The 18,047-nt window shown below is 71.2% G+C and carries 14 protein-coding genes; 11 read left to right on the top strand and 3 right to left on the bottom strand.

Features of this window, described 5'->3' with window-relative positions; genetic code table 11:
• Positions 1 to 31: 31 nt before the first annotated feature.
• From K7C20_RS09940 to K7C20_RS09930, 3 genes are all read right to left on the bottom strand, one after another.
• Positions 32 to 1,414: a DUF58 domain-containing protein gene (locus K7C20_RS09940; protein ID WP_053208807.1), complete on the bottom strand. Its 1,383-nt coding sequence runs from the start codon at positions 1,412 to 1,414 to the stop codon at positions 32 to 34.
• Positions 1,414 to 2,433, bottom strand: coding sequence for an AAA family ATPase (locus K7C20_RS09935; RefSeq protein WP_030085841.1), 1,020 nt, complete (start codon positions 2,431 to 2,433; stop codon positions 1,414 to 1,416). Before K7C20_RS09935 ends, K7C20_RS09940 begins: the two co-directional genes overlap by 1 nt.
• 233 nt (positions 2,434 to 2,666) lie before the next feature.
• A complete protein-coding gene (locus K7C20_RS09930; protein WP_030085843.1) occupies positions 2,667 to 3,227 on the bottom strand; it encodes a beta-class carbonic anhydrase in 561 nt (186 codons plus the stop codon).
• 506 nt (positions 3,228 to 3,733) lie between these two features.
• Between K7C20_RS09930 and rsmH the strand changes: the two genes are divergently transcribed.
• The 11 genes from rsmH to ftsZ all read left to right on the top strand — a co-directional run bounded on the left by rsmH (position 3,734) and on the right by ftsZ (position 18,038).
• A complete protein-coding gene (gene rsmH / locus K7C20_RS09925) occupies positions 3,734 to 4,702 on the top strand; it encodes a 16S rRNA (cytosine(1402)-N(4))-methyltransferase RsmH (protein WP_030085845.1) in 969 nt (322 codons plus the stop codon).
• Positions 4,699 to 5,370: a septum formation initiator family protein gene (locus K7C20_RS09920; RefSeq protein ID WP_053208808.1), complete on the top strand. Its 672-nt coding sequence runs from the start codon at positions 4,699 to 4,701 to the stop codon at positions 5,368 to 5,370. The genes rsmH and K7C20_RS09920 overlap by 4 nt, the downstream gene beginning before the upstream one ends.
• A 7-nt stretch (positions 5,371 to 5,377) precedes the next feature.
• A complete protein-coding gene (locus K7C20_RS09915) occupies positions 5,378 to 7,375 on the top strand; it encodes a peptidoglycan D,D-transpeptidase FtsI family protein (RefSeq protein WP_222892581.1) in 1,998 nt (665 codons plus the stop codon).
• Positions 7,376 to 7,393: 18 nt separating this feature from the next.
• Positions 7,394 to 9,157 (top strand): UDP-N-acetylmuramoyl-L-alanyl-D-glutamate--2,6-diaminopimelate ligase, encoded by a 1,764-nt coding sequence (locus K7C20_RS09910; protein ID WP_030085851.1) that lies wholly within the window; start codon positions 7,394 to 7,396, stop codon positions 9,155 to 9,157.
• 62 nt (positions 9,158 to 9,219) lie between these two features.
• Positions 9,220 to 10,653 carry a UDP-N-acetylmuramoyl-tripeptide--D-alanyl-D-alanine ligase gene (locus K7C20_RS09905; RefSeq protein WP_053209728.1) on the top strand — a complete coding sequence of 478 codons (1,434 nt, stop codon included), beginning with the start codon at positions 9,220 to 9,222 and terminating at the stop codon, positions 10,651 to 10,653.
• 5 nt (positions 10,654 to 10,658) lie between these two features.
• Entirely contained in the window at positions 10,659 to 11,723 is a 1,065-nt protein-coding gene (mraY, locus tag K7C20_RS09900; RefSeq protein WP_030085860.1) for a phospho-N-acetylmuramoyl-pentapeptide-transferase, read from the top strand.
• On the top strand, positions 11,720 to 13,186 hold the full coding sequence (murD, locus tag K7C20_RS09895; RefSeq protein WP_053209729.1) for a UDP-N-acetylmuramoyl-L-alanine--D-glutamate ligase: 1,467 nt from the start codon (positions 11,720 to 11,722) through the stop codon (positions 13,184 to 13,186). Before mraY ends, murD begins: the two co-directional genes overlap by 4 nt.
• A 60-nt stretch (positions 13,187 to 13,246) precedes the next feature.
• On the top strand, positions 13,247 to 14,593 hold the full coding sequence (ftsW, locus tag K7C20_RS09890) for a putative lipid II flippase FtsW (RefSeq protein WP_030085865.1): 1,347 nt from the start codon (positions 13,247 to 13,249) through the stop codon (positions 14,591 to 14,593).
• 6 nt (positions 14,594 to 14,599) lie between these two features.
• On the top strand, positions 14,600 to 15,691 hold the full coding sequence (murG, locus tag K7C20_RS09885; RefSeq protein ID WP_053209730.1) for an undecaprenyldiphospho-muramoylpentapeptide beta-N-acetylglucosaminyltransferase: 1,092 nt from the start codon (positions 14,600 to 14,602) through the stop codon (positions 15,689 to 15,691).
• A 22-nt stretch (positions 15,692 to 15,713) separates the two neighbouring features.
• Complete coding sequence (locus tag K7C20_RS09880) at positions 15,714 to 16,529, top strand: cell division protein FtsQ/DivIB (protein WP_053209731.1); 816 nt, start codon at positions 15,714 to 15,716, stop codon at positions 16,527 to 16,529.
• A 282-nt stretch (positions 16,530 to 16,811) separates the two neighbouring features.
• Positions 16,812 to 18,038 carry a cell division protein FtsZ gene (ftsZ, locus tag K7C20_RS09875; RefSeq protein ID WP_030085870.1) on the top strand — a complete coding sequence of 409 codons (1,227 nt, stop codon included), beginning with the start codon at positions 16,812 to 16,814 and terminating at the stop codon, positions 18,036 to 18,038.
• Positions 18,039 to 18,047: the final 9 nt, after the last annotated feature.

Raw genomic sequence — 18,047 nt, 5'->3', positions numbered from 1 at the left:
TCCGTAACCCGTCCGATGTTCACGCCCCCGTTCATGACCAGCCCCTGGCCGCCGTCTCCGGCGCGCCCGTCTCCGCCGACCGCTGCGGCTCGGCTGCGGCACGGTCCGCGGCTGCACGCCACAGATCGGCAAGCGCCTCGCCGGGCGTCACCGGGAGCGCGGTCCAGCCCGCCCTGCGCAGCAGCCGCAGCCGTTCGGCCACCGGGACCTGGCCGCCGGAGAATCTGATGCCGCCGGGGCCTCGCATCCAGGCGTCGCCGTCCAGGACGAAGGCGACGGCGGCGCTGCTGCGCTGCCGCATCCGCCCGGCGACCGCCGCCACTTCCTCGTCCAGATCGCCGAAGAAGGCGATCAGCAGTCCTTCGTTGCCGCCGCGCACGAGGTCGTACGCCGCCGACAGCCCCTCCTCCTCGGAGTGGTCCACCACGGCGAGGGTGTCCAGCAGCAGGCCCACGGCTTCGGCGGATTCGGCGCCGCCCGCGAAGCTGCCGGCGCTGTCGGGGCCCGGTACCGAGGTGCCGGTGTCGGTCAGCAGCCGTACCGAGAAGCCGCGCTCCAGCAGATGCACCGCGGTCGAGGCGGCGCCGGCCACCGCCCACTCGAAGGCCGAGTCGGGGCCCGCTCCCGGGTAGGCGATCCCGCGGGTGTCGAGCAGGACCGTGCAGCGCGCCTTCTGCGGCTGCTCCTCCCTGCGGACCATCAGTTCGCCGTAGCGCGCGGTGGACCGCCAGTGGACCCGGCGCAGATCGTCGCCGTGCCGGTACTCGCGCGGAATGAGATCGTCCTCGCCGGCCAGCGCCAGCGAGCGCTGCCGTCCGTCGCCGTACCCGGCGGCCTCGCCGGCCAGCCGCACCGGCGGCAGCGGTTCGACCCGCGGCACCACCGTCAGCGTGTCGACGGAGCTGAACGAACGGGTCAGTTCGCACATCCCGAACGGGTCGGAGAGCCGCAGTTGCAGCGGCCCCAGCGGATAGCGTCCGCGCAGGTCGGAGCGGACGCGGTAGGAGACCTCGCGGCGGCCGCCGGCCTCCACCCGGTCCAGGACGAAGCGCGGCCGGGGCCCGAGGACGTACGGCACCCGGTCCTGGAGCATCAGCACGCCCGTCGGCAGCCGGGAGATGTTCTCCATCCGCAGCCGGACCCGGGCCTCGGAGGCCGCGGGCACCCGGGCGGGGGAGAGCGTACGGCTGCCCGCGACGCGGTAGCGGGTGCGCTCCAGGACCAGGACACACACCAGCGGGAGGGCGGCGAGCAGCAGGCCGACCCGCAGCAGATCCGCCTGCCCCAGGAGGTAGGAGCACACCACGGCGGCCAGCCCGGCCGCCAGGAACGATCGGCCCCGTGTCGTCAGCCCCCCGAGGGCCGCCCGCAGTCCGCCCCGCTCCGGCGTCCCCTCGTCTCCCCCCTCGGACATCACAACCCCCGTACGCCGGGCGGCTGCTGGCCGGGATGCCGCCATGCCTGTGCGGACGGGTCGGGGACCGGGACGCGCCGGAGGATCTCCTGCACGATCTGTTCGGCCGTACGGCGGTTCAACTGGGCCTGGGCGGTGGGCAGCAGCCGGTGCGCGAGCACCGGCACCGCCAGCGACTGGACATCGTCCGGGAGGGCATACTCCCGTCCCAGGAGCGCGGCCGACGCCTTGGCGGCGCGCAGCAGATGCAGGGTCGCCCGCGGTGAGGCACCGAGCCGCAGTTCGGGATGGCTGCGGGTGGCCGCCACCAGGTCCACGGTGTACCTGCGCACCGTTTCGGCGACATGGACCGTACGCACCGCGTCGATCAGCTTCAGGATCTCGTGGGCGTGCGCGACCGGCTGGAGGTCGTCGAGCGGGGAGGCGCCGCCGTGCACATCCAGCATCTGAAGCTCGGCCGCCGGGCTGGGGTAGCCGATCGACACCCGGGCCATGAAACGGTCCCGCTGTGCCTCGGGGAGGGGGTACGTGCCCTCCATCTCGACCGGGTTCTGGGTGGCGACCACCATGAACGGGCTGGGCAGCTCGTAGGTCTGCCCGTCCATCGTGACCTGGCGCTCCTCCATGGACTCCAGGAGCGCCGACTGGGTCTTGGGGGAGGCGCGGTTGATCTCGTCGCCGATCACGATCTGGGAGAAGATCGCGCCGGGCTTGAACTCGAAGTCCCGCTGCTGCTGGTCGAAGATGCTGACGCCCGTGATGTCGGAGGGCAGCAGGTCGGGCGTGAACTGGATGCGCCGCACCGAGCAGTCGACCGAGCGGGCGAGCGCCTTGGCGAGCATGGTCTTGCCGACGCCGGGCACATCCTCGATCAGCAGATGTCCCTCCGCCAGCAGCACGGTCAGCGCGAGCCGTACGACCTCCGGCTTGCCCTCGATCACGCTCTCCACCGACCGGTGAACACGCTCCGCGGTGGTGGTCAGATCGCTGAGGCTCGCTCGTTCGTCATACGTCGTCACTCGGCCCTCCTCGGCCCCGTACTACGGGCCGATGCCCCTCTGCGGACCCGGCCCACCCCGAAAGTGTGCGCCGCACCCGATCACCGCCAGGACGACGTCACCCCCGCATTCTTGCCGCCCGTGCGGCTTCGCGTCATGACCTGTGGATAACTCACAAGGATAAGTCCCGGCCTTCCCGGCGAAACCGACTTTCCGGGCCGGTCCGCACGTCCGCCCGGACCGGCCCGGTTGCCTCAGGTCCGCGGGTCGATCTCCCGCAGCAGCCCCGTGGTGACGTCGAAGACGAAGCCGCGGACATCGTCGGTGTGCGGGAGGAAGGGCGAGGTGCGCACCCGCTGCATGGACTGCCGTACGTCCTCGTCGAGGTCCTTGAACGCCTCGACCGCCCAGGTGGGACGCTGCCCGACCTCGGCGGCCAGTTCGTGGCGGAAGTCCTCGGTCAGGCTGAGCAGACCGCAGCCGGTGTGGTGGATGAGGACGACGGAGCGGGTGCCGAGCGCGCGCTGGCTGATGGTCAGGGACCGGATGATGTCGTCGGTGACCACACCACCGGCGTTGCGGATGGTGTGGCAGTCGCCGAGTTCGAGGCCGAGCGCGTCGTGCAGGTCGAGCCGGGCGTCCATACAGGCCACGACGGCGACCTTGAGGACGGGACGGGCGTCCATCCCGGGGTCGGTGAAGGCATCGGCGTAGCGCCGGTTCGCCTCGACGAGACGGTCGGTGACGGTGCCACCGGCACGGTCGGCGGCGCCGTCGGCGGACGGGGGCAGCGGCTGCGATGCAGGTATAGGCATGGATTCACGGTAATCGGCATCGGCCGTTTCGGCTGCGGGAGAGGTCGGGCATAGGGGTCAACGTCACTCGTTGTGAGGTAATCCACAGGGCCGTCCGTGTCGCCGCCGTCCGGGTGAGAAGCCCGTGGGAAAGGCGGCGCGAAAGCCGTCGCAGGACGCGCGGAACCGGTTGATTGACCGGGGCACCCGGTGGACTAAAGTGGCGCGAAGTGGGAGGCGTGACGCTCTCCTTGGATACCGGATTCCTCGCGTGCGCGCGTCGTACGTACGGCTCGGCCTCCTCCCGCTCCCATGGTCTTCCGACGTCACTTCCCCGTCGCCGGAGGGCCACTTCCCCTTCAGAGCGGGCGGGGACCAAGCGGTACGTGCGGCATCCCCCAGCCAGCGGCCGGGGACCCACCTGCCGCCCAGCCCATCGGAAGGCACATGAGCGAGCGTAGCGAGCGATTCAGGAAGCGGTGCGCGCGTGGCGCCGGCAGGCGGGCCGAGCGCAGCGGGGCCGTCGCATGACCAACAACACTCGCCACGTACCCGTCATGCTCCAGCGGTGTCTGGACATGCTCGCCCCCGCTCTCGCCGAGCCGGGCGCGGTCGTCGTCGACTGCACGCTCGGCCTCGGAGGGCACAGCGAGGCACTCCTCTCCACCTTCCCGGCGGCCCGGCTCATCGCCCTCGACCGTGACCCGTCCGCCCTGAAGCTCGCGGGCGAACGGCTCGCCCCGTACGGCGACCGCGCCACCCTGGTGCACGCCGTCTACGACGAGCTCCCCGAGGTCCTCGACCGGCTCGGGACCCCGCGCGTCCAGGGCGTCCTGTTCGACCTCGGCGTCTCCTCCATGCAGCTGGACGAGGCCGACCGCGGCTTCGCGTACGCGCAGGACGCCCCGCTGGACATGAGGATGGACCAGACGACCGGCATCAGCGCCGCGGACGTCCTCAATACCTACGCGCCCGGTGAGCTGGTCCGGATCCTGCGCTCCTACGGTGAGGAGAAGCAGGCCAAGCGGATCGTCGAGGCCGTCGTACGCGAGCGCGCCAAGGAACCGTTCACCAACAGCGCACGGCTGGTCGAGCTGATCCGTGACGCGCTGCCGCAGGCCGCCAAGCGCACCGGCGGCAACCCCGCCAAGCGCACGTTCCAGGCCCTGCGCATTGAGGTCAACGGTGAGCTGGCGAGCGTCGAGCGCGCCGTTCCGGCCGCCGTGAAGGCCCTCGCGGTGGGCGGCCGGATCGCCGTGCTCTCCTACCAGTCGCTGGAGGACCGCCTGGTCAAGCAGGTCTTCGCGGCAGGAGCGGCCAATACGGCGCCGGCCGGGCTGCCGGTCGTCCCCGAGCGCTACCAGCCCCGGCTCAAGCTGCTGACCCGCGGCGCCGAACTCCCCACGGAGGAGGAGGTCGCCGAGAACCGCCGCGCCGCCCCCGCCCGGCTGCGCGGCGCGGAGCGCATCCGCGAGAACGTCGAGGACACCGCGTGAGAGGCCAGGGGAGGCCGCGCGGCAGGCAGAAACGCCTTGCCGCGCTGCTCCCCTCCGGCGCCGGCGGCACCGCGGCGCGCACCCCCTTCGTGCTCCTCATCGTCGTCCTGCTCGGTTCCGGCCTGATCACCCTGCTGCTGCTCAACTCCGCCCTCAACCAAGGCTCGTTCGAACTCAGCAAGCTGGAGAAGAAGACCGACGAGCTGACGGACGAGCAGCAGGCGCTGCAACAGGACGTGGACGCGTACTCCGCCCCGGGCGCGCTGGAGCGGCGGGCCCGCCGGCTGGGGATGGTGCCCGGCGGCAGCCCGGCGTTCCTGCTCCCGGACGGCACGGTCCGCGGCCGGACCAGCGCGGCCACGTCGGAGGGGGCGCCGCTGAGCACCTCCGCCGAGCCGTCGCTCCTGGGCGCGACCGGCCGCACCGCCCCGTCCGCCCCGCCCCGCCCGCAGGCGCCGCCGGTCGAGCCGCCGGCCGTCCGGCAGCCGGTGCCGGCCGCTGCCGGCGCGCCGGGCCCGGACAGCGCGGCGCCGGCACCCGGCGCCCTCGCCCCACCGCCGTCGGCCGCCCCGGTCTCCCTGGTCGCGTCCGGCAGCGACGCTTCCCCTGCTCCCGCACCCGCGCCCGGCGCCGCGGCCGCCCTCTCCCCGACGACCTCCGGCAGGTGATCGCGGCATGACCGAGCCCAGGGACCCTCGCCGGGTGCCGCGCCCTGCCCAGCGCGGCGGCCAGGCCGGCAGCCGCGCCGGCCGCCCGCCCGCCAAGCGCCCCGCGCCCCGGCCGGGCCCCAAGCCCCAGGCCCGCCGCCCCGCCGCCCGCCCCCGCTCCGGGGGACCGCAGGCGCTCCGCCTCGGCAGCCCGCGCCCCCGGCTGCGGCTGGTCTCCCTGGGGCTGACGCTGATCATGCTCGTCTTCGTCGTACGGCTCTTCCAGGTGCAGGCCGTGGACGCCGGGGCCTTCGCCGCCAAGGCCAACGAGAACCGCTATGTACCGGTCAAGCTGGCCGCCGAGCGCGGCGCGATCACCGACCGCAACGGCGTGGACCTCGCCACCACCGTCGACGCGTACGACATCACCGCCGACCCGAGCCTGCTGGCGCCCGCCAAGACCAGGATCGACGACGCTCCGCGGCGGGCCGCCGCGCTGCTCGCCCCGGTCCTCGGCGAGGACAAGGCCACCCTCACCGAGAAGCTCGACCAGCCCAAGGCGCGCTACGTCCTGCTCGCCCGGCAGCGGACCCCGCAGGTCTGGAAGCGGATCAAGGACCTGCGCAAGACCCTCGACGACCGGGCGGCCGCCGCCCCCAAGAGCGCGCCCCGCCCCAACGTCCTGGTCGGCATCTTCGCCGACAAGCACAGCAAGCGCCTCTACCCGAACCAGGACCTCGCCTCCGGCGTCCTCGGCTTCGTCAACGGCGCGGGGAAGGGCGGCGGCGGCCTGGAGGCGCTCTTGAACAAGCAGCTGGCGGGCAAGGACGGCAAGCTCGTCTACGCCCAGTCCGGCGGCCGCCGGGTACCCACCGCCGACACCCAGGAACACCCCGCCGTCCCCGGCAGCAAGGTCGAGCTGACCCTCGACCGCGACATCCAGTGGGCCGCTCAGCAGGCCATCACCAAGCAGGTCGCCAAGTCCGGGGCCGACCGCGGCTACGTCGTCGTCCAGGACACCCGCACCGGGGAGATCCTGGCGCTCGCCAACGCGCCCGGGTTCGACCCCAATGAGGTCTCGAAGGCCGATCCGGAGGCGCTGGGCAACGCCGCGCTGTCCGACGCCTTCGAGCCGGGGTCCACCAGCAAGCTGATGTCGCTGGCCGCCGTCCTGGAGGAAGGCGTAGCCACGTCGTCCACCCACGTCACCGTCCCCAACCGGCTGCACCGCGGCGACCGGCTGTTCGCGGACGACGTCGACCACGAGACCTGGCACCTCACGCTCAACGGCGTGCTCGCCAAGTCCAGCAACATCGGCACGATCCTCGCCGCCGGCCAGCTCGGCAAGACCCAGCCCGAGGCCAACCAGGTCCTCTACTCGTATCTGCGCAAATTCGGCATCGGGAATCCCACGGGGCTCGGCTTCCCGGGGGAGACCGACGGCATCCTGGCCAAGCCGCAGGACTGGAACACCTCGCAGCAGTTCACCATCCCGTTCGGCCAGGGGCTCTCCCTCAACGCCGTACAGGCCGCCTCCGTCTACTCCACGATCGCCAACGGCGGCGAGCGCATCGCCCCCTCGCTGGTCCGTGGCAGCACCGGGCCCGACGGCCACTACCGACCGGCGCCCAAGCCCGACAGGAACCGCGTGGTCAGCAGCAGGACCGCGACCACGCTCGCCACCATGCTCGAATCGGTGGTCGACGACGAGGAAGGCACCGGAGCCAAGGCGAAGATCGACGGATACCGCGTCGGCGGCAAGACCGGCACGTCCAACCGGGTGGACCCCAAAACCGGCCGGTACCACGGCTACACCGCGTCCTTCGCCGGCTTCGCGCCCGCCGACAAGCCCCGCATCACGGTCTACTGCGCCGTGCAGAACCCCACTACGGGCAGCTACTTCGGCGGGCAGGTCTGTGGCCCGATCTACCAGCAGGTCATGGCCTTCGCGCTGAAAACCCTCCAGGTCCCGCCGACCGGCGCCAAACCCCCGCGGCTGCCGGTCACCTTCACGCCAGGCCAATGAAATCGAGGCAATTCCGCCGTGACGACCATCACTCCCGACGGCACCCCCGACGGCACCCCCACTCCGGGAAACTGCTCCCCCCCGCGGCCCTCGCTTCGCCCCGGGCCGGTTGTGCCCGGTACGCTCACCGCCGTGTCACACGCTGATCAGTCCCCGAAAGCCCAGCACGCCGAGAAGGGCGGGCCCGGCACATATCCGGGAGCCCCGCGCCCTGAAACGGTCCGCCCCACCCCCCTGGCGGACCTGGCCGAGCAGCTGGGAAGTCCGGCCCCGGACGCCGCCCATGCCGATGCCATGGTCACCGGCATCACCCATGACTCCCGTGCGGTCCGTCCCGGTGATGTCTATGCCGCGCTGCCCGGCGCCCGTCTGCACGGCGCCGACTTCGTCGCCCAGGCCGCCGACCTCGGCGCCTCGGCGATCCTGACCGACCCGTCGGGCGCCGAGCGCGCCGTGGCGACCGGCCTGCCGGTCCTGGTCGTGGAGAACCCGCGCGCCCGGATGGGCGCCCTGGCCGTCTCGATCTACGGAGCGCCGGGCGAGGACCTCCTCCAGATCGGCATCACCGGCACCTCCGGCAAGACCACCACCGCCTACCTCATCGAGGGCGGGCTGCGGGCGGCTGCCGCGAAGCGCCCCGACGGGGGACTGACCGGTCTGATCGGCACCGTCGAGACCCGCATCGGCGACGAGCGCATCAAGTCCGAGCGCACCACCCCCGAGGCCACCGACCTCCAGGCGCTGTTCGCCGTGATGCGCGAGCGCGGCGTCCGCGCCCTCGCCATGGAGGTCTCCAGCCACGCACTGGTCCTCGGCCGGGTCGACGGCTGCGTCTTCGACGTCGCGATCTTCAACAACCTCAGCCCGGAGCACATGGAGTTCCACTCCGGCATGGAGGACTACTTCCAGGCCAAGGCCCAGCTGTTCACCAAGGCCCGCAGCCGGGCCGGCGTCGTCAACCTCGACGACGAGTACGGCAAGCGGCTGGCCGAGGGCGAGTCCGAGGTCCCGGTCACCACCTTCTCCGCGGAGGGCCACCCGGACGCCGACTGGCGGGCGTCCGACGTCGAGGTCGGCAGGCTCGGCTCGACCTTCACCGTGCACGGCCCGGACGGCCGGACCCTGCGCGCCGCCTCGCCGATCGCCGGCCCGTTCAACGTCGCCAACTCGCTCGCCGCGATCGTCTCGCTGGTCGTCGCCGGCATCGACCCGCAGACCGCGGCCGACGGTGTCGCAGCGGTGCCCGGCGTCCCCGGCCGCCTGGAGCGCATCGACGCCGGCCAGCCCTACCTGGCGGTCGTCGACTACGCCCACAAGACCGACGCCGTCGAATCGGTTCTGCGCGCGCTGCGCAAGGTCACCGACGGCAAGCTGCACGCCGTCCTCGGCTGCGGCGGCGACCGCGACCCGCACAAGCGCCTCCCCATGGGTGCCGCGGTGGCCCGGCTCGCCGACACGGCCATCCTGACCTCCGACAACCCCCGCAACGAGGACCCGCTCTCGATCCTCGCCACCATGCTCGCGGGTGCCGCGGAAGTCCCCATCCATGAACGCGGCACGGTGCTGGTCGAAGAAGAGCGGGCCGTCGCCATCGCCGCCGCCGTCGCCCGCGCCGAGCCGGGCGACACCGTGATCGTCGCGGGCAAGGGCCACGAGCAGGGCCAGGACATCGCCGGAGTGGTACGCCCCTTCGACGACCGCCAGGTGCTGCGCGATGCCATCGAGGACTCGCTGAAGTCACAGCAGTCGCAGCAGTCACCGCAGCCGAACCACCAGGGATGACACACCGCCATGCGCGCACAACCCTTGCACCGTCACCGCCCGCCCCTCACCGGGGGTGACCTGTGATCTCCCTGTCCCTCGCCGAGATCGCGAGCATCGTCGGCGGCCGGCAGCACGACATACCGGACGACGGCCGCCGGGTGACCGGACCGGTCGTGGCGGACTCCCGCGCGGTGCGCCCCGGCGCCCTGTTCGTGGCCTTCGCCGGTGAACGTGCCGACGGCCACGACTTCGCGTCCGGCGCCGTCGAGGCAGGCGCGGTCGCCGTACTGGCCGCCCGCCCCATCGGCGTCCCCGCGATCGTCGTCGACGACGTGATCGCCGCGCTCGGCGCGCTCGCCCGCGCCGTCGTCGGACGTCTGGGCACCACCGTCGTCGGTCTCACCGGCTCGGCCGGCAAGACCAGCACCAAGGACCTGATCGCCCAGCTGTTGCAGCGCAAAGGCCCGACGGTCTGGCCGGAGGGCAACCTCAACAACGAGATCGGGCTGCCGCTGACCGCGCTGCGCGCCGACGAAACCACCCGCCATCTCGTCCTGGAGATGGGTGCCCGCGGCGTCGGCCACATCCGCTACCTCGCCGGGCTGACCCCGCCGAGCATCGGTGTGGTGCTGAACGTCGGCAGCGCGCACATCGGAGAGTTCGGCGGCCGCGAGCAGATCGCCCTGGCAAAGGGCGAACTCATCGAGGAGTTGCCCCCGGCCGAGGACGGCGGGGTGGCGGTGCTCAACGCCGACGACCCGTACGTGCGCGCCATGGTTCCCCGCACAAAGGCCCGCACACTGCTGTTCGGTGAGGCCGAGGACGCCGCCGTACGTGCCGAGAATGTCCGGCTCACGGAGCTGGGACAGCCTGCCTTCACGCTTCACACACCCTCCGGGTGCAGTGATGTGACCATGCGGCTGTACGGTGAGCACCACGTGTCGAACGCGCTCGCCGCGGCCGCCGTCGCCCATGAGTTGGGCATGCCCGCAGACGAGATCGCCACCGCGCTCTCCGAAGCCGGCACGCTCTCCCGCTGGCGTATGGAGGTCACCGAGCGCGCGGACGGCGTGAGGGTCGTCAACGACGCCTACAACGCGAACCCCGAGTCCATGCGAGCGGCGCTGCGAGCGCTGGTCGCCATGGGCGCAGCCGCCAAGGCGGAGGGCGGTCGTACGTGGGCGGTGCTCGGTGAGATGGCCGAGCTCGGCGAGGAGTCGCTCGCCGAACACGACGCGGTCGGGCGGCTGGTCGTCCGGCTCAACGTCAGCAAGCTCGTGGCAGTCGGCGGCAGGGAAGCGGCCTGGCTCGACATGGGCGCCAAGAACGAGGGTTCGTGGGGTGAGGAGTCGGTGCACGTGTCCGACGCGCGGGCGGCGGTCGACCTGTTGCGCAGCGAGCTGCAACCGGGAGACGTCGTGCTGGTGAAGGCGTCCAGGTCGGTGGGGCTGGAGCGGGTTGCCGCAGCATTGCTGGACGACGCGGGCCTCCAGGGCGGAGCCGCGTCCCGATGAACTCGATGAAGCAGATCCTCTTCTCCGGAATGATCGGGCTCTTCCTGACCTTGATCGGCACTCCGGTGCTGATCAAGCTGCTGGCCAAAAAGGGATACGGGCAGTTCATCCGTGATGACGGCCCGCGTGATCACCACAGCAAGCGCGGTACGCCCACCATGGGTGGTATCGCCTTCATCCTGGCCACGATCATCGCCTATGTGCTGACCAAGGTCATCACGAGCAGCGACCCCACCTTCTCCGGTGTGCTGGTGCTGTTCCTGATGGCGGGCATGGGCCTGGTCGGCTTCCTCGACGACTACATCAAGATCGTCAAGCAGCGTTCGCTGGGCCTGCGGGCCAAGGCCAAGATGGCCGGCCAGCTGATCGTCGGTATCGCCTTCGCGGTGCTGTCGCTCCAGTTCGCCGACCTGCGAGGACAGACCCCGGCCTCCGACCGGCTCTCCTTCACCCAGGACTTCGGCTGGCAGATCGGCCCGGTGATCTTTGTGATCTGGGCGCTGTTCATGATCCTGGCGATGTCCAACGGCGTGAACCTCACCGACGGCCTCGACGGCCTGGCCACCGGCGCCTCGGTGATGGTCTTCGGCGCGTACACGTTCATCGGCATCTGGCAGCACCAGGAGTCGTGCGCCAACCAGATCACCGCGGGACCGGGCTGTTACGAGGTCCGCGATCCACTCGACCTCGCCGTCGTCGCCTCGGCACTGATGGGCGCCTGCTTCGGCTTCCTGTGGTGGAACACCTCGCCCGCCAAGATCTTCATGGGGGACACCGGTTCGCTGGCCCTGGGCGGCGCGCTGGCCGGTCTGGCCATCTGCTCCCGTACGGAGCTGCTGCTGGCCATCCTCGGCGGTCTCTTCGTCCTGATCACCATGTCCGTGGTCATCCAGGTCGGCTCGTTCCGGCTCACCGGTAAGCGGGTCTTCCGGATGGCGCCACTCCAGCACCACTTCGAACTCAAGGGGTGGTCGGAAGTCCTTGTGGTGGTCAGATTCTGGATCATCCAGGGCATGTGCGTGATCGTCGGACTCGGCATCTTCTACGGCGGCTGGCAGGCGGCCAAGTGACCACCCCGAGCCCGGCGGACTTCGCCGGTCAGCACATCACCGTCGCCGGCCTGGGCGTGAGCGGCATCAGTGCCGCTCGCGCGCTGGCCGGCCTCGGCGCCCACGTCACCGTCGTGGACGGCGGCGACAGCGAGAAGCAGCAGGCCGCCGCGCGTGAGCTGGAAGCGGAAGGGATCACCGTCCGCCTCGGCGACGGCGCGACCCTTCCCGCGGGCACGGACCTCGTCGTCACCTCGCCCGGCTGGAAGCCGGACAGCCCGCTGTTCGCGGCGGCCGCCGCGGCCGGGGTGGACGTGGTCGGCGATGTCGAGATCGCCTGGCGGCTGCGGGAAGCCCCCTCGGGACAACCGGCAGCCGCCTGGCTCGGGGTCACCGGCACCAACGGCAAGACCACCACGGTGCGGATGCTGGCCTCGATCCTGGCCGCCGAAGGGCTGCACACCACGGCCGTCGGCAACATCGGCACCCCGATCATCGATGTCGTCCTCGGCCAGGGCAAGGACGGCGAGCGCCCCTACGACGTGCTCGCCGTCGAGCTCTCCAGCTACCAGCTGCACTGGGCGCCCTCGCTGCGCGCCCACTCCGCCGCGGTCCTCAACCTCGCCCCCGACCACCTCGACTGGCACGGCTCCATGCAGGCGTACGCCGCCGACAAGGGCCGGATCTACGAGGGCAACACCGTCGCCTGCGTCTACAACGTGGCCGACAAGGCGACCGAGGACCTGGTGCGGGCGGCCGACGTCGAAGAGGGCTGCCGCGCCATCGGCTTCACCCTCGGGACGCCCGGCCCCTCCCAACTCGGCGTCGTCGAGGGCATCCTCGTCGACCGTGCCTTCGTGGAGAACCGCCAGCAGCAGGCCCAGGAGCTCGCCGAGGTCTCCGACATCGCGCCCGGCTCCGGGACCCCCGCCCCGCACAACATCGCCAACGCCCTCGCGGCGGCGGCGCTGGCCCGTGCCTTCGGGGTCCGTCCCGCCGCCGTACGCGACGGACTGCGTGCCTTCCACCCGGAGGCCCACCGCATCCAGCACATCGCGGACCTCGGGGGCGTCACCTACATCGACGACTCCAAGGCCACCAACACCCACGCCGCCGAGGCGTCGTTGGCGGCGTACGAGCACATCGTGTGGATCGCCGGCGGACTCGCCAAGGGCGCGACCTTCGACGAGCTGGTGCAGAAGTCGGCGGCCCGGCTGCGCGGTGTGGTGCTGATCGGTGCCGATCGGGCGCTGATTCGCGAAGCCCTGGCGCGACACGCCCCCGATGTCCCGGTGGTCGACCTCGACCGGACCGACACTGGGGCGATGCCTGAGGCGGTCCGGGAAGCGACCCGCCTGGCCGAGCCCGGCGACACCGTCCTGCTGGCTCCGGCCTGTGCCTCGATGGACATGTTCGTCAATTACAACAAGCGGGGCGAGGCCTTCGCCGACGCGGTCGGTGAGCTGACCGCACGGGATCACTAGACCGTTTCTCCCCGCTGTCGTCGTCAGCCGGCGGCGAGCGTACCTGTGGAGGGGACGAGGATGACGGCCCGATCGGCGAAGGCGGCCCCGGCGCGTCCGCGTCGGCCGTCCACGGGGCGAGGGTCGGGCGGGGGCCGCACACCGGTCGGCCCCCGGGGGCTCCACACCCGGCTGAAACGGGCCTGGGACCGCCCGCTGACCGCGTACTACCTGATCCTCGGCGGCAGCCTGCTGATCACCGTCCTGGGGCTGGTGATGGTCTACTCGGCGTCCCAGATCAAGGCGCTCCAGTCCGGTCTGGCCCCGACGTACTTCTTCCGCAAGCAACTGCTCGCCGCCGTCCTCGGCGGCGGGCTGCTGCTGGCCGCCTCCCGGATGACGGTGCGGCTGCACCGCGGGCTGGCCTATCCGCTGCTCGCCGCCTCGGTGTTCCTGATGTGCCTGGTGCAGATTCCGGGCATAGGGGTCGCGGTCAACGGCAACCAGAACTGGATCAACCTCGGCGGCCCCTTCCAGATGCAGCCGAGCGAGGTCGCCAAGCTCGCGCTGGTGCTGTGGGGCGCCGATCTGCTGGCCCGCAAACAGGACAAACGGCTGCTGGTGCAGTGGAAGCACCTGCTGGTGCCGCTGATCCCGGTGGCGTTCCTGCTGCTCGGGCTGATCATGCTCGGCGGCGACATGGGCACCGCGATCATTCTCACGGCGATCCTCTTCGGGCTGCTGTGGCTGGCGGGTGCGCCGACCCGGCTGTTCGTCGGGGTGCTGGGCAGCGCCGCGCTGATCGGGGCGCTGCTGATCAAGACCAGCGCGAACCGGATGTCCCGGCTGGCCTGCATCGGTGCGACCGATCCGGGCCCCGGCGACCAGTGCTGGCAGGCCGTGCACGGCATCTATGCTCTGGCGTCCGGCGGATTCTTCGGTTCCGGCCTCGGTGCGAGTATGGAAAAATGGGGAGAACTCCCTGAACCGCACACCGACTTCATCTTCGCCATCACCGGGGAGGAACTGGGTCTGGCGGGGACGCTGTCGGTGCTCGCCCTCTTCGCGGCTCTAGGCTATGCGGGTATCCGCGTGGCCGGACGCACGGAGGACCCCTTCGTACGGTACGCCGCGGGAGGTGTGACCACCTGGATCACGGCCCAGGCCGTGATCAACATCGGTGCGGTGCTCGGCCTGTTGCCGATCGCCGGTGTCCCGCTCCCGCTGTTCTCCTACGGAGGCTCCGCCCTGCTGCCGACGATGTTCGCCATCGGGCTGCTGATCGCCTTCGCGCGTGACGAGCCCGCTGCACGGGCGGCGTTGGCGGCGTTGGCCACGCGGAAGCCGGTTTTCGGAAGAAAACCGGCTGGGGTGAGATGGAAGACGATGAGACGGCGCGTCAAGAAGCGGCCGTCCGGAGAGCGGTGAATTTCGGTGCATGTCGTACTCGCCGGTGGGGGGACCGCCGGCCACATCGAGCCCGCGCTCGCCCTCGCGGACGCACTGCGGAGGCAGGACCCCACCGTGGGGATCACGGCACTCGGTACGGAGAAGGGCCTGGAGACCCGCCTCGTCCCGGAACGCGGCTATGAGCTGGGCCTCATCCCGGCCGTCCCGCTGCCGCGCAAGCCCACACCCGAACTGATCACCGTCCCCGGGCGGCTGCGCGGCACGATCAAGGCCGCCGAGCAGATCCTGGAGCGCACGAAGGCGGACTGCGTCGTCGGCTTCGGCGGCTATGTGGCGCTGCCCGGCTACCTGGCCGCCAAGCGCCTCGGGGTGCCGATCATCGTCCACGAGGCCAATGCCCGGCCCGGCCTGGCCAACAAGATCGGCTCGCGGTACGCCAAGTTCGTCGCCGTCAGCACCCCCGACAGCAAGCTGCGCGGTGCCCGCTATGTCGGCATCCCGCTGCGCCGCACCATCGCCACCCTGGACCGTGCCGCGGTCCGCCCCGAGGCGCGGGCCGCCTTCGGTCTCGACCCCAACCTCCCGACCCTGCTGGTGTCCGGTGGTTCCCAGGGCGCCCGCCGGCTGAACGAGGTCATTCAGGCCGCCGTGCCGGTCCTCCAGCGCGCCGGCATCCAGGTGCTGCACGCGGTCGGTCCGAAGAACGAACTGCCGCATGTGGACAACATGCCCGGGATGCCCCCCTATGTCCCGGTACCGTACGTGGACCGGATGGATCTCGCGTACGCCGCGGCCGACATGATGCTCTGCCGCGCGGGCGCAATGACCGTCGCCGAGTTGTCCGCTGTCGGGCTCCCGGCCGCGTTCGTCCCGCTGCCCATCGGCAACGGCGAGCAGCGGCTCAACGCCCAGCCGCTGGTCAACGCGGGCGGGGGCCTGCTGGTCGATGACGCCCAGCTGACCCCGGACTGGGTGCAGAACAGCGTGCTCCCGGTCCTGGCCGATCCGCACCGGCTGTACGAGATGTCCCGCGCGGCCTCCGAGTTCGGCCGCAGGGACGCCGACGAGCTGCTGGTCGGCATGGTGTACGAGGCGATCGCACAGCGCAACAAGTAGCGCACGAGAGAAGGCAGGGAGCGTGGCCGGACCGACAACCGCCCGCCGCGGCGAGAAGAAGTCACTGTCCGGCCCGCCCTCCGCCGCGCCGCCCGGCGGCCCGCGGCTCCGGTGGGTGCGCCTTCCCCTTCGCGCGCCGGGCCGCCGCAGTCTGATCATCATCACGGTCGTCGCGGTGCTGCTCGGCGCGTTCGGCGCCTGGGCCCTCTACGCCTCGAACTGGCTCCGGCTGGAACGCGTCAAGGCCACCGGCACCAAGGTTCTGACGCCGCATGAGGTCACCGCCGCGGCGCACGCCCCGATGAACGAGCCGCTGGTATCGGTGGATACGGACGCCCTGGCGCGCCGGCTGCGCGCGCGGCTGCCGCGCATCAAGACCGTGGACGTCGAGCGGTCCTGGCCGCACACGATCGGTCTGAAGGTGATCGAAAGGGAGCCGGAACTGGTGATGCGAACGGGCGGAAAGTTCACCGAAGTGGACACCGAAGGCGTCCGGTTCGCCACCGTCGCCACGGCCCCCAAGGGCGTTCCGCTTCTGGAAATGGCCGTATCCGACTCCCCGAGTCTGCATCGTTTCGGAATCGACCGGTTGCGACGTGCGGCGGTCGAGGTGACCCAGGATCTGCCGGCGGCCGTGCGCAAGGACGTACGCAAGGTCCGTGTACGGTCCTACGACGCCATCACCCTCGAACTGGCCGGCGGCCGCTCGGTCGCCTGGGGCAGTCGCGAAGGGGGCGCCGAAAAGGCGAAGGTGCTGACCGCGCTGCTGAAAGCGGCACATGCCGGGCGTCACTTCGACGTGTCGGTGCCCAGCGCCCCTGCGGTGTCCGGGAGTTGACGTGCCGAGTCGCAGGCCAGCACCCTGGATGGCTACGACTATGGGTGATCACATAGGGTGAAAAGAAAAACGGGAGGTTCGGCGTGTTCGTTGAACGGGCGCGCCTTGTCGACTTAGTGTCTCGTTCCAAAGGGACTATGGAACCAAGGAACACAGGCACAGGTAACCCTAAACTTCAACGTTAGGGTTCGGGTCGGCGATACGAACCGTCCCATCGGCATCAGTCGGCGTCCACACGCACGTGCGGCGACGACACGTAACTCGAGGCGAGAGGCCTTCGACGTGGCAGCACCGCAGAACTACCTCGCAGTCATCAAGGTCGTCGGCATCGGCGGCGGTGGCGTGAACGCCATCAACCGGATGATCGAGGTCGGGCTCAAGGGCGTCGAGTTCATCGCGATCAACACCGATGCGCAGGCGCTGCTGATGAGCGACGCCGACGTCAAGCTCGACGTCGGCCGCGAAATGACACGCGGACTCGGCGCCGGCGCCAACCCGGATGTGGGTCGGAAGGCGGCCGAGGACCACCGCGAGGAGATCGAGGAGGTCCTCAAGGGGGCCGACATGGTCTTCGTGACCGCGGGTGAGGGCGGCGGCACCGGCACCGGCGGCGCGCCCGTCGTCGCCAACATCGCCCGCTCGCTGGGCGCCCTGACGATCGGTGTGGTCACCCGGCCGTTCACCTTCGAGGGCCGCCGTCGCGCCAACCAGGCCGAGGACGGCATCGCCCAGCTGCGCGAAGAGGTCGACACCCTCATCGTGATTCCCAACGACCGGCTGCTGTCCATCTCGGACCGTCAGGTGAGCGTGCTCGACGCGTTCAAGTCCGCGGACCAGGTGCTGCTGTCGGGTGTGCAGGGCATCACCGATCTGATCACCACCCCGGGCCTGATCAACCTCGACTTCGCCGACGTCAAGTCCGTGATGTCGGAGGCCGGTTCCGCGCTCATGGGCATCGGCTCCGCACGGGGCGACGACCGCGCGGTGGCCGCCGCGGAGATGGCGATCTCCTCGCCGCTCCTGGAGGCCTCCATCGACGGCGCCCGAGGGGTGCTGCTCTCCATCTCCGGTGGTTCCGACCTCGGTCTCTTCGAGATCAACGAGGCCGCCCAGCTGGTCAGCGAGGCCGCACACCCGGAAGCCAACATCATCTTCGGCGCGGTCATCGACGACGCGCTGGGCGACGAGGTCCGGGTGACGGTGATCGCCGCGGGCTTCGACGGCGGTCAGCCGCCGGCCCGCCGTGATGCGCAGTCCGCACTGTCGTCGCAGAAGCGCGAGGAGCCCGCCCCGGCCCCGAGCCGTCCGGCCACTCCGCCGGAGCCGCGTTCGTCGTCCTTCGGCGGACTGGGTTCGGTGCCCGTACGGGACGAGGAGCCGGCCCCGGCCGAATCCTCCGCTCTGGGCGAGGTTTCCTCGCCCCCGGCGAGCGCCCCGCAGGTTCCTCCGGCCCGTCCGTACTCGGACTCCGCGGCCGAGGAACTGGACGTCCCCGACTTCCTGAAGTGACCGAAGCAC

The organism is Streptomyces decoyicus, assembly GCF_019880305.1.
Classification (GTDB): Bacteria; Actinomycetota; Actinomycetes; order Streptomycetales; family Streptomycetaceae; genus Streptomyces; species Streptomyces decoyicus.
Note: the sequence above shows the minus strand (reverse complement) of the source record. Positions and strands in the feature narration are given on the sequence as shown.